The sequence below is a fragment of the Chryseobacterium sp. FR054 genome, from assembly GCF_056844565.1.
This window is the reverse complement of sequence record NZ_JBXDSA010000005.1, coordinates 181,064-194,810: the sequence shown is the minus strand read 5'-3', so window position 1 is coordinate 194,810 and position 13,747 is coordinate 181,064. Positions and strand designations below refer to the sequence as shown.

The 13,747-nt window shown below is 39.4% G+C and carries 14 protein-coding genes; 5 read left to right on the top strand and 9 right to left on the bottom strand.

Annotated features, from left to right (window positions below; all coding sequences use genetic code 11):
- Nucleotides 1-228 precede the first annotated feature (228 nt).
- The 4 genes from AC106S_RS19940 to AC106S_RS19925 form a co-directional block, all read right to left on the bottom strand.
- Nucleotides 229-1,395 carry an aspartyl protease family protein gene (locus tag AC106S_RS19940; RefSeq protein ID WP_482441426.1) on the bottom strand — a complete coding sequence of 389 codons (1,167 nt, stop codon included), beginning with the start codon at nucleotides 1,393-1,395 and terminating at the stop codon, nucleotides 229-231.
- A 111-nt stretch (nucleotides 1,396-1,506) separates the two neighbouring features.
- Nucleotides 1,507-2,544, bottom strand: a complete 1,038-nt coding sequence (locus AC106S_RS19935) for a peptidylprolyl isomerase (protein WP_482441425.1) — start codon at nucleotides 2,542-2,544, stop codon at nucleotides 1,507-1,509.
- A gap of 81 nt (nucleotides 2,545-2,625) precedes the next feature.
- On the bottom strand, nucleotides 2,626-3,138 hold the full coding sequence (locus tag AC106S_RS19930) for an FKBP-type peptidyl-prolyl cis-trans isomerase (RefSeq protein ID WP_482441424.1): 513 nt from the start codon (nucleotides 3,136-3,138) through the stop codon (nucleotides 2,626-2,628).
- 287 nt (nucleotides 3,139-3,425) lie between these two features.
- Entirely contained in the window at nucleotides 3,426-4,496 is a 1,071-nt protein-coding gene (locus AC106S_RS19925) for a branched-chain amino acid aminotransferase (RefSeq protein WP_482441423.1), read from the bottom strand.
- Between the two features lie 85 nt (nucleotides 4,497-4,581).
- Between AC106S_RS19925 and mnmC2 the strand changes: the two genes are divergently transcribed.
- Entirely contained in the window at nucleotides 4,582-5,256 is a 675-nt protein-coding gene (gene mnmC2, locus AC106S_RS19920) for a tRNA (5-methylaminomethyl-2-thiouridine)(34)-methyltransferase MnmC2 (RefSeq protein WP_482441422.1), read from the top strand.
- 91 nt (nucleotides 5,257-5,347) lie between these two features.
- Nucleotides 5,348-5,764: an NUDIX domain-containing protein gene (locus tag AC106S_RS19915; protein WP_482441421.1), complete on the top strand. Its 417-nt coding sequence runs from the start codon at nucleotides 5,348-5,350 to the stop codon at nucleotides 5,762-5,764.
- Nucleotides 5,765-5,785: 21 nt separating this feature from the next.
- On the opposite strand, the gene AC106S_RS19910 is transcribed toward AC106S_RS19915, so the two are convergent.
- Nucleotides 5,786-6,490, bottom strand: coding sequence for a DUF4294 domain-containing protein (locus AC106S_RS19910; RefSeq protein ID WP_482441420.1), 705 nt, complete (start codon nucleotides 6,488-6,490; stop codon nucleotides 5,786-5,788).
- A gap of 51 nt (nucleotides 6,491-6,541) precedes the next feature.
- Between AC106S_RS19910 and chrP the strand changes: the two genes are divergently transcribed.
- Together chrP and rpe are read left to right on the top strand one after the other, a co-directional pair.
- The gene (chrP, locus tag AC106S_RS19905) at nucleotides 6,542-7,615 is read left to right on the top strand and encodes a chryseobasin maturation metalloprotease ChrP (RefSeq protein WP_482441419.1); all 1,074 of its coding nucleotides are present in this window, start codon (nucleotides 6,542-6,544) and stop codon (nucleotides 7,613-7,615) included.
- A 215-nt stretch (nucleotides 7,616-7,830) separates the two neighbouring features.
- Nucleotides 7,831-8,481, top strand: a complete 651-nt coding sequence (gene rpe / locus AC106S_RS19900; RefSeq protein WP_482441418.1) for a ribulose-phosphate 3-epimerase — start codon at nucleotides 7,831-7,833, stop codon at nucleotides 8,479-8,481.
- Between the two features lie 70 nt (nucleotides 8,482-8,551).
- Here the strand turns inward: rpe and AC106S_RS19895 are convergent, their stop codons facing one another.
- The 3 genes from AC106S_RS19895 to chrA form a co-directional block, all read right to left on the bottom strand.
- Nucleotides 8,552-9,181, bottom strand: a complete 630-nt coding sequence (locus AC106S_RS19895) for a hypothetical protein (RefSeq protein WP_482441417.1) — start codon at nucleotides 9,179-9,181, stop codon at nucleotides 8,552-8,554.
- Nucleotides 9,182-9,898: 717 nt separating this feature from the next.
- Nucleotides 9,899-10,993: an MNIO family chryseobactin maturase gene (chrH, locus tag AC106S_RS19890; protein WP_482441416.1), complete on the bottom strand. Its 1,095-nt coding sequence runs from the start codon at nucleotides 10,991-10,993 to the stop codon at nucleotides 9,899-9,901.
- A gap of 3 nt (nucleotides 10,994-10,996) precedes the next feature.
- The gene (gene chrA / locus AC106S_RS19885; RefSeq protein ID WP_482441415.1) at nucleotides 10,997-11,209 is read right to left on the bottom strand and encodes an MNIO class RiPP chryseobasin precursor ChrA; all 213 of its coding nucleotides are present in this window, start codon (nucleotides 11,207-11,209) and stop codon (nucleotides 10,997-10,999) included.
- Between the two features lie 186 nt (nucleotides 11,210-11,395).
- Here chrA and AC106S_RS19880 point away from each other — a divergent pair, with 186 nt between their 5' ends.
- Nucleotides 11,396-13,240 carry an alpha-L-fucosidase gene (locus AC106S_RS19880; protein ID WP_482441414.1) on the top strand — a complete coding sequence of 615 codons (1,845 nt, stop codon included), beginning with the start codon at nucleotides 11,396-11,398 and terminating at the stop codon, nucleotides 13,238-13,240.
- Between the two features lie 76 nt (nucleotides 13,241-13,316).
- On the opposite strand, the gene AC106S_RS19875 is transcribed toward AC106S_RS19880, so the two are convergent.
- Nucleotides 13,317-13,733 (bottom strand): nucleoside-diphosphate kinase, encoded by a 417-nt coding sequence (locus AC106S_RS19875; protein WP_034722935.1) that lies wholly within the window; start codon nucleotides 13,731-13,733, stop codon nucleotides 13,317-13,319.
- Nucleotides 13,734-13,747: the final 14 nt, after the last annotated feature.

The following is a 13,747-nucleotide window of genomic DNA, read 5'->3' as shown; positions in this document are numbered from 1 at the left end:
AATCCCGCTCAATAAATTTGAGCGGGATTTTTTATTGTCCTATCTATCACAATAATACAGGATCATTGTACAGGTATAAAACGGTGAATTGAAGAGAATTACTCTTTATTAATTAAACCTAAACAGGGATGTATAAAATGTCCGTATTTTTAAACAAAGCCGCTTCGTTTACCTTTCAGATACAAAGGTTTGCACACCTTCATCAGGAATTTCTGTATTCTGTCTTTCTCAGCTTTTCAGATATTCCTTCTTCTCCAGTTTCGTCTCCATCACTTTTCCTTCCCTCTTTATCTTCAGATTGATGACCTCCTCTCCTTTTTCCGCCCTGTTAAGAAAATAATAGCATGCACTTTCTTTGCTAAGACCTTCAAGATTAATATTGTTGATGCTGATGATAGAGTCTCCGATTTTCAATGGAAAATTATCCTCCTGGTAAACCAGGGCAACCGTTGGCCTGGCATCAATAAACCGATATCCGAATCCGAAAGATTCAAGTTTAACCGTTTCATTTTTAATACGTTTCATGTAGATCTTATTTCCGGACCAGTCGAGAATAAAAATAAAATTCTTGAAAAAATCGTTCCCGATGAGATTTGAACCTCCCGTATTAACAATTTCATTGGTGAAGCTTTTATTTCCCAATGTCAGTTCAGGAAGCCTGAAAATATAGCCGGGTGACGGTTTTCCTGCGCCATAAGCACCTACTGAACTGGTTCCGTAAACTTCCACACTTTGCCCTGCTTTTTTAGCATCATAGCTGCTTTCCCCTATTTTAAGCCTTCCTGAAAATCCGGTATCAAAAGTCAGTTCTGTCTTTTTATCTAAAATTTTAGTTTTAATAACCGGTGTTTTCTGTGTTTTCGGATCAAAAGGAATAACGATATCATAGCCTGACAGATCAAACTGTGAAATATTTTCAGCAGCTTCCAGCGAGTTTTCCCCATAATTTACTTTCCAGGCCAGTTTAGCCATCTGGTTAGCTCCCAGAATACCATCCATTTTGAAACAGCTCAGTTCTGAGGTTCCGAAATCCATAACAACGGCTCCTACATTTTTGAAAACGGCCTGATCTACGGTCATTTCCGGCAGAACAGTAAAGATCTGTTCCTGCTTGTTTTTCTGGGAATCCTTTACTTTACTGGAATGCTTTTTTTTAAGGCCCAGTTCCTCATAAACCGCATAAGAAATTACCGTAGGAGCTCCGGTATCAAACAGAAAGTTGTAAGATTTTCCATTGATCATGACCTGCACAAAAGGTAGATCATAGGCAAATTTCATATTGATTTTCTCTATCGGGGCCTGCAGTTTTACTTCTCCGCCTTGAAAGAATTTCTTTCCCTGAGCGGAAAATGTAGCGGCAGAAAGCATAAGGAGCGTATAGAGGATTTTTTTCATATATCGATTTTATACACGAAAATAATGTTTTTCCATCAATAAAACCGACCTTCCCTTAACAAAACAGAAAAGCCATCCTTACGGACGGCTTTCATATGATAAATTGTTCAATTACTTCACTTTTACAAGCTCAACATCGAAGATTAACCATGCATTTGGCGGGATCACCCCTCCTGCTCCTCTTTCTCCGTAGCCCATTGCCGGCGGAATCAGTAAAGTAGCAGTTTCTCCTTCTTTAAGCAACAGGATGCCTTCATCCCATCCTTTGATCACTCTTCCCATTCCGATTGGAATTTCAATCGGCTCATTTCTCTTGAATGAAGAGTCGAATTCCGTACCGTCTATCAGCTTTCCTGCATAATGTACAGATACATTATCCCCTGCTTTCGGAGCCTTACCGTCCGCTGTTTTGGTGATTTTATAGTAAAGACCGGATTCTGTTTTCTGCATACCGGCTTTCAGGTTTTCTACCATTTTTTCCTGATTAGCCTTGAATTCTTCTTCTTTTTTCTTTCTTTCAGCTTCTTCCTTAGCGATGAAAGCTTTGTTGTTTTCAGCGATTTTTGCCTTTCCTTCGTTGAAAGTCTTTGCAGCATCATAGTTTTTGTACTCATCACCTTTGCTGAATACAGAAACTTTTTCTAATACGATGTCTGTTTTAGGCTTATCCTGAGCTCCTTTTTCTACGTTGGCAATAGCATCGATCACATCATCTCCCTTCACAACTTTTCCGAAGATCGTATGTCTTCCATCCAGCCACGGGGTAGCTACTTCGGTAATGAAGAACTGGGAACCATTGGAGTTAGGTCCGGAATTTGCCATAGAAAGGATTCCTTTTCCTGTATGTTTAAGGTCATTTTTTTCGTCCTCAAATTTATATCCCGGATCTCCCATTCCTGTTCCCTGAGGATCACCTCCCTGGATCATAAAATCTTTGATCACTCTGTGGAAGATCGTCCCGTCATAATAAGGAACTCCTTTAGCCTTAGCCTTGTTATCGATTTTCCCTTCGGCAAGCCCGATGAAGTTGGCTACAGTTACGGGTGCCTTTTTGTCTTCAAACTTTACGATCAGATTTCCTTTGGAAGTCTGAAGGTTTGCATACAGTCCGTTATTAAGACCTTCGAAAGTTTCTTTGTCTACGTTCATTTTTTTATAAATTGGTGTACAACTCATCAGCGAAATACTTGCCGCTGCCAGAATTATATTCTTGTTAAACAATTTCATTATTTATAGCGCTTTTAATTTTATGATTAAGGGTATATCGTTATCTATTTTATTTTCATCTCCAAAAGTTCCGTAGGCCAGTGAAGACGGTACCAAAAGCGTTACTTCTTCCCCATCCTGCATAAAACGCAAAGCATTTTCTACCGCTTTCAGTTCATCAAAATGCCCGAATCTGGCATCTCTTCTCACAAAAGGTTTGTCATAGATCTTCGTCTGATCAAAATCATACAGATCATAGGAATAAGAAATAAAAGTTTCGTCCTCTCTTTTCTTTCTCTGATCAAAACCTTCCACAGTTACCCAGTAATTAAGCTGTGTAGGATAATATTTCACAGACTGGCCGCTGATCCAGTCCTGAATCTGTTCCCTTTCAATGGTATTCAGGCTTTTCATTCTGTTTCTGGAAACCTCCAGGTCTTTCTGGCTCAGAACACCTCCCACCGGAGGATGCACGGTCTGTGCGTTCCGGTTACAGCTCAACAGACTTACTGCTGATATGAAGAGTAATTTTTTCATAAACTTTTGCGAAAATACACATTTCGGGAATCAATTACAAAACTTGAAGAAGAAATGTATAAAGTGTAATACAACACGGCTCTATTTATCTTAACAGACTCTGTGAATTAAGAAAGTTTAAATCTTTAATTTGAATTGAATCAAATTCGAAGGCCCGGAATCTATCTCAAAAACTGACTTTTATTCATCAGCCATCAGGCAAGAATAAAGATCATTGGTAATTTCTCAGGGAGGATTCAAATAAAAAAGCCGGAAAATTCCGGCTTTATATTGTTATTGGATTACAGTTAAACAGTTTCCAAAGCGTGGTCTACCATCACTCTCCATCCGAACGGATCTTCAGAAAGGTTGTTCTGAAGGTCTACCAGGTCTTTTTTAAGAATAGCAGCATAGCTTTCTTCATCAGACAGTTTAGGAAGCTCCAGTTTCTGACCTTCGTATCCTAAAGCCTGGAATACAGTAGTTACCACTGCTGTACCTACTCCCCATACTTCTTTCAGGGTACCGTTTTTCTGAGCTTCGATCACTGTTTTTACAGCTACCGGCTCAATTTTCACTTCAATACCTCTTTTCTTAGCCAGTTGAATGAAACTATCTCTGGTAACCCCGTCAAGGATTTTTTCAGAAGTCGGAGGTGTATAGATCGTATCATTAATTCTTACAAAAACGTTCATCGTTCCACTCTCTTCGAAGTATTCGTGAGTTGCGTCATCTGTCCAGATGATCTGCTCATACCCTTCTTCAATAGCCAACTGTGTAGGATAAAAAGAAGCGGCATAGTTACCTGCAGCTTTGGCAGAACCTACTCCACCGTTGGCAGCTCTAGAATAATGGTCGGAGATCTTTACAGAAACAGGTTCTGCATAATAGCTCTTCGCCGGAGTTGCCACAATGGCAAACATGTATTTATTGGCTACTCTTGCTTTCAGCGCTTCCTCGGTAGCAAAAATAAGAGGTCTGATATATAAAGACATTCCTTCACCCTGCGGGATCCAGTCTCTGTCCATATCCACCAGTGCTTTTAACCCGTCTAAAAACATCTCTTCAGTTACTTCAGGCATAGCCAGACGTTTTGCAGACTTGTTGATACGTTCAAAATTCTTTTCAGGCCTGAAAAGGAAAACCTGCCCGTCTTTATCTTTGTAGGCTTTCATACCCTCAAAGCAAGCTTGTCCATAGTTTACGCCCATCATAGCAGGGGTAAATGGTATCGGACCATAAGGAACTAATTTTACATCACCCCATTTTCCGTTTTCATACTCACATATGATCATATGATCGATAAAAGTACTTCCAAATGAAAAATCGTTAGGGTTGAATGTAGAAATTCTGGAGTTTTCAGTTTTTTGAATTATCATTTTTTAAAATTTTTACGATGTTCTACAAATTTAATATAATTTTCTAAATATAAAAATTTTAGAGTAAATTTGACAAAAAAATAGCTTGAAAAGAGAAATTAAGACCACAAACGACGGAAGCAAAACACTGTTTATCAACGATTTAAATGAAAATTATCATTCTCATCACGGGGCACTTCAGGAGGCCGAACACGTGTTTATCAAAAATGGACTAAATCTAATAAATGATTATGAAATTAATATTTTAGAACTCGGTTTTGGAACAGGTTTGAATGTTTTAGTGACAATTAATGAATATTTAAAAACTGACAAAAATCATGTCATCAACTATTTTTCACTCGAAAAATACCCCATAAATGAATCCGAAGTTAATGATTTAGCTTATTTTGAACTTTTTGATAATCCTGAGTTCAAAAATATTTATCAGAAAATTCATCTGGCAGACTGGGAAAAGTCAGTGGAAATCATTAGCGGTTTCCATCTAAAAAAGATAGAATGTGACTTTTTCGACCTGAAAGACATTCATCTGCCCGGGATCAACCTTGTTTATTTTGACTGTTTCGGAGCAAGAGTACAGCCAGATCTCTGGGAAAAGCCCCTTTTTGAAATGGTTTCCGACAAAATGACCGTTAACGGATTATTAACAACCTACTCTTCTAAAGGAAGTGTCCGGAGAATTCTTCAGGAGCTTAACTTTAAAGTAGAAAAGAAACAGGGACCTCCGGGGAAAAGAGAAATGATTAACGCCATAAAATTATAACAGGATGGTAAAAGGGGCAGGAAAATCAATATACGGGTATGCTTTGCCCTTTCCTCATATTTCCTTACATTAGCTATACAAAACATTATATATGATTGACAAGATCAACATTAGAGTATATGCCTGTGCTGTGAAAGATAAAAAAGTACTGACTTTATTTGAAGAGTATGCCGGCGAACCTTTAATGAAATTTCCGGGAGGCGGACTGGAATTCGGAGAAGGGGTTATTGATTGCCTTCACCGCGAGTTTGATGAAGAACTGAATGTAAAGATAGAAATTGTGGAACACTTTTATACCCAGGAAGACTTCCTGGTTTCGCGTTTCAGAGAAAATGAACAGCTTCTTACCATATATTATATTGTAAATATTACCACAGAAGAAGACTTCCTGATCCTTGACCCATGCATTGAAAGAACAGAATGGATCGATATAGACCAGCCGGACAATCCTTTCCAGCTGCCGATAGATAAGATTGTATTCGATAAACTAAAAGAAAAATTCCTGTAACAATACAGGAATTTTTTATTCTTATTTCTTAATTTTAAAATCATTGGCTCCCGGATATGGCTGCAGATAGCCGGAATTCCAGTTAGACTGAAGTAAGGACTCTACAAACTCATCGGTTCTGTTTTTATGCGGATTGTACTGGTCTTTCAGATCAATATCCGCCATTTTTCCTTTTACATTCCACCAGAAAGCACTCCATCCGCCTCTGAGTTCCTTAATAATCTCATATACATTTTTACCTGTTGCCCTGTTCATCAGTTTGGCAAATACCTGCCCTTCCGTAGTGGTAAGATCTCTCAGCTGTTTTTCGTACTGATCGGCCAGCATACTCTGTCTTTCCCTTACAAACTTTCTTTTGGCTTTGCTGTCCATATTATTCATATCTGCCTGTATATCCCTGTACTGCTGCAGTGCTGTTACAAAAAGCGGATACACCCTGTACAGTTTTTTATTAAGGAAATAGTAATAGTTTTTATCCAGCTGGTTATTGAATCTGGGCTTATTGACCAAAACCAGTTCATCCAGCTCTACAACAGGCTCGCCATTCACTTCAAATATCTTTACTTTCTGTCTTTCATCATAGTAATATTTATTACCGAATTCATCTACTTTCAAGGACTCAGGCGGATACTGATTAAGCGGTTTTGCCACGATAGAATCTTTCTGGCCAAAAACACCGATCCCAAAAAAGAAGATAAAAAGACAGATAATCTTGCTAAAATTCATTATTTTTACGCTTATTAGAACAAAAATTAAACGCAAAAATCATTCCTTTTTATGAAATTTGAAAAGAAATCTTTGAAATTTTTAGAAAAATACTTAAACACTTCATCCCCAACCGGTTATGAACACAAAGGTCAGGAAATCTGGATGGATTACATCAGACCGTATGTAGACAAGATTGAAGTAGACCATTACGGAACCTGTTATGGGATCATCAACCCCGAGGCTGAATTTAAAGTTGTTATCGAAGCTCATGCCGATGAAATATCATGGTATGTTAATTATATAACAGATGACGGGCTCATCTATGTGATCCGAAACGGAGGATCCGATCAGACCATCGCTCCTTCCAAAGTAGTTCATATTCATGGAGAAAAAGGAATCGTGAAAGGTGTATTCGGATGGCCGGCAATTCATACCAGAACCAATCAGAACGAACCTACCCCGAAAATTGAAAACATTTTCATCGACTGTGGTGCTGTAACCAAAAAAGAAGTGGAAGACATGGGAATCTATGTAGGATGCATGATCACTTATCCCGATGAGTTCTTTGAAATGAATGACCGCTATTTTGTCTGCAGAGCACTCGACAACAGAATCGGTGGTTTTATGATTGCAGAAGTAGCCAGACTTTTAAAAGAAAATAAGAAAACAATTCCTTTCGGGCTGTATATTACCAATTCCGTTCAGGAGGAAGTCGGACTGTATGGAGCAGATATGATCGCCGATACCATCAAACCTAATATTGCCATTGTAACCGATGTTACCCATGACACCACAACCCCGATGATTGAGAAAAAGAAAGAAGGGGATCAGAAATGCGGTGCGGGACCTGTTGTTTTCTTTGCTCCGAGTATTCATCACACGATCAGGGAACTGATTATCGATACGGCAAAAAATAAAAAGATTCCTTATCAGCGGGCAGCTGCCAGCAGAGCTACGGGAACCGATACCGACGCTTTTGCCCATTCCAACGGCGGTGTACCAAGTGCATTAATTTCCTTACCTTTGCGCTATATGCATACCACGGTAGAAATGGTATCTAAGGAAGACGTAGGCAATGTAATTAAACTCATCTACGAAACACTTCTGAAGATCAAACCGGATATGAAACTGAAATATCATTAAGAATGAACGAAATTTCTGATTTAATTAAATGACAGCGGAAGCCTTCCCTTTGATTACACCGGGATTTTTGCGATTGACATTTAGTCAGAAATAATAACCATAAAAAGTTATCTGTCACAGAGACAGGTTTAATAATGGGATTCAACCTGTTATTACTCATCAATAACCGCTCATTCCCAACAGGATAATATAAAGTAAAAGTATAAAAAGTAAAAATGAAAACGAAGCTTATTGCTCCTTCCCTTTTATCTGCAGACTTCGGGAACCTGCAAAGAGACATTGAAATGCTGAACAGATCCCAGGCCGACTGGTTCCACGTTGATGTAATGGACGGCAGATTTGTTCCCAACATTTCATTCGGTTTTCCTGTAATGAAGACCATCCAGCAGCATGCCAGAAAATTTGTGGATGTTCACCTGATGATCGTGGAGCCTGAAAAATATGTTGATGAATTTATCGATCATGGTGCAGACCTTGTTTCCGTACACTATGAAGCATGCACCCATCTTCACAGAACAGTTCATCATATCCAGAGCAGAGGGGCAAAAGCGGGAGTTGTTTTAAATCCTTCCACGCCGGTACTGATGCTTGAAGACATCATTGCAGATGTGGATCTTGTTCTTTTAATGAGTGTAAACCCGGGATTCGGGGGACAGAAGTTCATTGAAAACACATACAAGAAAATTGCTGAAACAAAAGATCTTATCCTGAGCAATAACTCCACAGCTCTTATTGAAATTGACGGTGGCGTGAATCTGGATAATGCTTCCAGACTTTTCGAGGCCGGAGCTGATGTTCTGGTAGCGGGAAATGCAGTCTTCTCTACGGAGAATCCGGAAAGAACCATTGAACTTTTAAAGATCTGATCAGATCCGAATACAGAAATAGAAAAGGCAGTTCCGTTGAACTGCCTTTTCCGTTGAAAAAATAGGGTTATTAGTCTACCTGTTGAAAATTAAAGCTTAAATCTCCTCCGTTATAATCGAGTGAAGTATTCACCGGGAAGGTCTGAGTCGTACCACTTCCCCATCTGTAATCCCAGATTTTGATATTCCCGGCAGTGAAAGGATATGCAGCATTGGTATTATCCGGTTTTGATCTCTTATACCAGTCGTTGGAGTTCATGGTGATCATATATTTTTTGTCTTTCTCCAGCATCAGTTCTGCAATATCTTTAGTAATTAAAGTATTGGCCCCGGTAACGTTAACTGTTTCCGTCCTCAGTACCGTTTTAGTGTTAAAATCCCAGAATGTGATCCTCAAAGCCGGATTAGCATCAGGAAGTTTTATGGTGACGGCACTGATTTTCCCTTTTACACCAGGTGAAAAAGTAAGTCCGAATTCATAGCTTCCGGAATTGACGAAATTGACTGTGGTTGTAAATCCTGCCAGTTCATGATATTTATCCAAAGGATTTTCTACATTGTAGGATACGGGCTGAGGAACAGGCTCATCGTCGTCGCTGCTGCAGCTTCCTGCAAAAAACAGGATAACAATAGCCAGCAGAGGGTAAAACTTTTTAAGAGATAAACATCTCATACCGAAAAAAAATTCTAAATGTTTCATTGGTTTTAATTTTGATTTTGATTGAAACAAAGGTCATCATAAACCAATGACTGTATTACAGGAAAAACACTGTTTCCGGCAGGTTATTACACTCTATTTGAGGTAACGGAGATATTCTGATGAATATGATTATTTTAAACTTTAGGCATAAAACCTAGAAAAGCTGCTGATAAACAAATAAGGCTTTACAGGCGGCTGGAGAGATTTTCATTAGATCCTGACAATAAAAATAAAGCTACTTTCATCATAAACAGCAGCGTGAAAAAAGGCAGCCCATCAGGACCGCCTTTCTTCTCTGTGGAATATGAACTTCTTTGGTTATGAGCTTATAAGTCTTAAAACTTTAAATACTTAAATCTGTTTATGCTGATGTAAATTTCCAAATAAAAACACATACAGCGCATCCGTAGAAATACTTAATTTACAGTTGCGTATTTCTACGGAATCAATTTCAGAGTTAATTCAGGAAAAGAAAAGCTGTCGCCTGAAGCAGTATTGCCGCTCCCATAAAATCTACAAAAAACAGGGTTAAGAATTTCCCGCTTGATGCTCTGCACGCCTTAAGATATTCTGAATCGGGAAGTTTAACCCGGACCCGCCCCCCCCCTGAACAGGAGTAAGCATAGAAGAGCCCTGCAATCAAGGCTGCAAGGACAGCTGCAGTAATTAAAAGTACGTTGCCATTTTCATTTATTTTGATTGCCCATATGAAAAGGATCAGTAAGGATTCCACTTTTTAATGATATTCCTGGCGGTTTCTATCATTTCATCATCCCATTTCTGAACATTGAAATAGCTGAAATTTTCATTTTTTAAAGATCCGGCATCATTGTTTCCATATAAAAACCGGGTCAGTTTCGTCTGTTCTTCATACAGCAGCTGATCCTGTAAAGGTTCCGGAGAAATCTTTATTTTACCATTCCACATTTCCGGCTGCCTGGCTGAAAACTCACAAGCTTCAATGATTTTTTCAGTTCTGGCAAAGTCATGAAGGAAATCTTGCTTTTCGGTATAGGTACGAATGGTATGTCCCAGTCTTTCAATAATGACATATTCAAGGTTCGGGCAGCTGAGAAGAACTTCAGGCAATACCGTAAATAATTCTTCAGGGATCTTATCATCATGAGTATCTCTCCGCACAGGCCTGTTTCCGTATACACTTTCCTGCCAGCTTCCTCCGGAAAGATGAATTTCTTTTACTTTTTCCAACGGATACATTCTAACAATGTCCAGAATATCCGTTTCAAAATTACAGGACTGGCAGTATATGTTATGAAGATCCAGAATAAGAAAACCATCTGTATCTTCAATCAGTTTTTCAAGAAATCCCCCCTGATCTCTGACATCATCCGCTGAAAATGAAAAAGCCAGATTTTCCACACCCACAGGAACTTCTACGGCATCCTGCAAACGTGCCAGACGATCTTTCCCGATCTGCAATATCCGGGAATGCAACGGAACCGGCAACGGAACTCCCTGATGAAAATTTTCGGTATTCATGAACCCGAAATGCTCCGTAATGTGGCTGTACTTCCTTTTCTCGGTTTCTTTTTTCAGTTTATCAAGCCATACGTCCTGCCGCTCTGTCCATCGGGCATCAAAAAGCGAATAGTACACTCCATGCCCCAGCAGGCGGTTGTTTTCAGCATAAAAATCAAGAAGATTACCAAGCCATTCAGGCTCATCCTCCTGATCAACCGTATCAAAAGACCATTCCAGTGCGGCAACCGACTGATCCTGCAACAGCGGAAGTATAGCGGAAACAAAATCTGCTTCCGGCATCATGGATAATCCCAGGTGAGGCTTTTTCATATCTTATCCCATTCCGCAGGCCGGGCAGTATCCTCCTCTTTTAAGCAGGGTATCCTTCTTAACAATAAATTTAGGTTCGACAGCTTTTACCGGTTTCGGAGTTTCTGCTTTTTTAATTTTTTTCACCGGCCTGTTTATCTTTTTCACTGGTTTCGTCGTCTGTGCGGACGCTCCCACAGTCAGTAAACCCACCATTAATACCATTGGAATTTTCATATTCTATTTTTTTAAAGAAACTTACAAGAAGTATTCCATTTATGAATTTGTTAAAAATACAACATTTTATCATTCAGCATTTCAGTTTTACACGTATAATTCAACTCTGTCATCAATCCATACAATATTTATTTTTTTATTCGGAAAATTAGCACTTCTTTCTTTATTTTAGCATAAAAAAGAGAAATGAAAAAGAGGTTAACAGCAGCCGTTTTTTTAGGACTGATGGCAGCAGCACCGTATATCAATGCTCAGACTCAATCAGGCAGTGCAAAAAAAATGGAATGGTTCAGAGATGCCAAACTCGGTATTTTTATCCATTGGGGCATTTATTCTGTTAACGGCATTTCCGAGTCATGGGCTTTTTTCAATAATTACATCAATCACGAAAATTATATGAAACAGCTTAACGGCTTTTCAGCATCGGGTTATAAACCGGAAGAATGGGTTGACCTGATCCGGAATTCCGGGGCTAAATATGCTGTTATTACCTCTAAACATCATGACGGTGTTTCTCTCTGGGATTCTAAAGCTGAACAGGCGGTCACTATTTCCCGACAGTCCGCAGCCAGAAAAGATGTCTTGACTCCGTTTGTCAGTGCATTAAAAAAATCAGGACTTAAAACCGGAATATATTTTTCTCTTCCGGACTGGAGCCATCCTTATTACGATATCAATACCCGCACAAAAAAGCGTTATGAACTCAAAAATGACCCGAAACGGTGGGACCGGTTTGTTTCCTACTATCAGACTCAGCTGAATGAACTTTCCCAACAGTACAAACCTGATTTATTATGGTTTGACGGTGATTGGGAACATTCTTCCGAAGAATGGAAAGCTCCCCAGACCCTTGCTCTTTTAAAGAAATACAATCCGGATATCATCATTAATTCAAGGCTTAACAATCATGGTGATTATGACACTCCGGAACAGGGAATTCCGGTTACAGCCCCTCAAAGTCCTTATTGGGAACTTTGCTATACCATGAATGATTCATGGGGATACCAGCCGTTTGACAGGCACTATAAAACACCTAATATGATCGTCAGGACCTTAACCGACGTGATCAGTATGGGTGGCAATCTTCTGCTGGATATCGGCCCGAAAGCTGACGGAACCATTCCCGGAGAACAGGTTGGAATATTAAAGAATTTGGGGAGGTGGACTTCAAAAAATCAAGAGGCGGTATATGGAACCAGACAGGGAATTCCTTTTGAGAATTACAAAGGAAAGTCTGCTTTTTCAGGAGACGGAAAATCTATATTTCTTTACCTGGAAGAAGTTAAGGATTTTGTTAAAATTTACGGTCTGGCCAGCAAACCTTCTGCTATAAAGATTGTAGGTGATAAAAATTCCCAGGTAAATTTCCATTTCAGCAACGATACGACTATGACGGTTGATCTTTCAAAAGTAAAATTTGATCAGGATGTGACTACCGTTCAGCTTGTTTTCAATGAAAGACCTTCCCTGCTTAAAGATGTGAAAAAAGATTCTTTCTCTGTGGCAGATATACTTGAGAACACGAATACCCGGACGGCCGCTTATGACCTTGCCTATCTTATCCATAACGGCTCCAGCATTCCGGAAGATTCAGGACTGACCGGTGACGGACTGGAAATGACGCTTCCCCAAACCTCCAAAACCAATCCTGAAACCCTGAAATGGATCAGCAAACATGCGGAAGCACTTTTTGAAACCGGAAAAGGACTTCCCGGTGGACATTATTCCGGGATGAGTGCGCTTTCAAAAGACCGGCAGACCATTTATCTGTTTGTGGAAGGAACTCCTACCGGGCCGGTTGCCTTAAAGGGGATTAAAAATAATATCGCCAGGATCAGAATTGCCGGCGAAGGCAGCATCCTGGATTACAGCCTGTACAATAAGCTATACTGGAGTGAAACTCCCGGAATCATTTATATTGACATTCCGAAAGAAAGGCTTGATAAAACCATGACGGTTCTTGCCATCCTGCTTGATAAGCCTGTTGAACTGCACAGGGAAAAAGTAGGTTCTATTGAAAACAATCTTTAAAACAGCTGAATATCAGACGTTATGACATAAAAAAACCGGAGAAATTTCTCCGGTTTTATTTTATAAAAGAATTTTCTTAGAAAATCTCTCTTCCTGAAAAGTGGAACTGAGCTTCGATCAGTGCATTTTCGTCTGAATCTGAACCGTGAACTGCATTTTCTCCGATGCTTCTTGCAAACATCTTTCTGATCGTTCCTTCTGCTGCTTCAGCAGGGTTTGTAGATCCGATCAATGTTCTGAAGTCTTCAACAGCATTGTCTTTTTCAAGAACCGCTGCAACGATAGGACCGGAACTCATGAATTCTACCAGCTCTCCGTAAAATGGTCTTTCAGCGTGTACTTCATAGAATTTTTTAGCATCAGCAACTGTAAGCTGAGTTAATTTTAAAGCTTTGATCTTAAAACCTCCTTCTGCAATCTTTCCCAATATAGCACCGATATGTCCGTCTGCTACTGCATCAGGCTTAATCATAGTGAATGTAATGTTAGACATAAATGTATATTTTT

Bases quoted from the DNA above. Each gene is read 5' to 3' on its own strand.
- AC106S_RS19895 (WP_482441417.1), bottom strand. From the start codon at position 9,181: ATGAAACATTTAGAATTTTTTTTCGGTATGAGATGTTTATCTCTTAAA.
- chrP (WP_482441419.1), top strand. From the start codon at position 6,542: ATGAAATTTGAAAAGAAATCTTTGAAATTTTTAGAAAAATACTTAAAC.
- AC106S_RS19925 (WP_482441423.1), bottom strand. From the start codon at position 4,496: ATGATAATTCAAAAAACTGAAAACTCCAGAATTTCTACATTCAACCCT.
- AC106S_RS19930 (WP_482441424.1), bottom strand. From the start codon at position 3,138: ATGAAAAAATTACTCTTCATATCAGCAGTAAGTCTGTTGAGCTGTAAC.
- AC106S_RS19940 (WP_482441426.1), bottom strand. From the start codon at position 1,395: ATGAAAAAAATCCTCTATACGCTCCTTATGCTTTCTGCCGCTACATTT.
- AC106S_RS19880 (WP_482441414.1), top strand. From the start codon at position 11,396: ATGAAAAAGAGGTTAACAGCAGCCGTTTTTTTAGGACTGATGGCAGCA.
- AC106S_RS19875 (WP_034722935.1), bottom strand. From the start codon at position 13,733: ATGTCTAACATTACATTCACTATGATTAAGCCTGATGCAGTAGCAGAC.
- rpe (WP_482441418.1), top strand. From the start codon at position 7,831: ATGAAAACGAAGCTTATTGCTCCTTCCCTTTTATCTGCAGACTTCGGG.
- chrA (WP_482441415.1), bottom strand. From the start codon at position 11,209: ATGAAAATTCCAATGGTATTAATGGTGGGTTTACTGACTGTGGGAGCG.
- AC106S_RS19935 (WP_482441425.1), bottom strand. From the start codon at position 2,544: ATGAACGTAGACAAAGAAACTTTCGAAGGTCTTAATAACGGACTGTAT.
- AC106S_RS19915 (WP_482441421.1), top strand. From the start codon at position 5,348: ATGATTGACAAGATCAACATTAGAGTATATGCCTGTGCTGTGAAAGAT.
- AC106S_RS19910 (WP_482441420.1), bottom strand. From the start codon at position 6,490: ATGAATTTTAGCAAGATTATCTGTCTTTTTATCTTCTTTTTTGGGATC.
- chrH (WP_482441416.1), bottom strand. From the start codon at position 10,993: ATGAAAAAGCCTCACCTGGGATTATCCATGATGCCGGAAGCAGATTTT.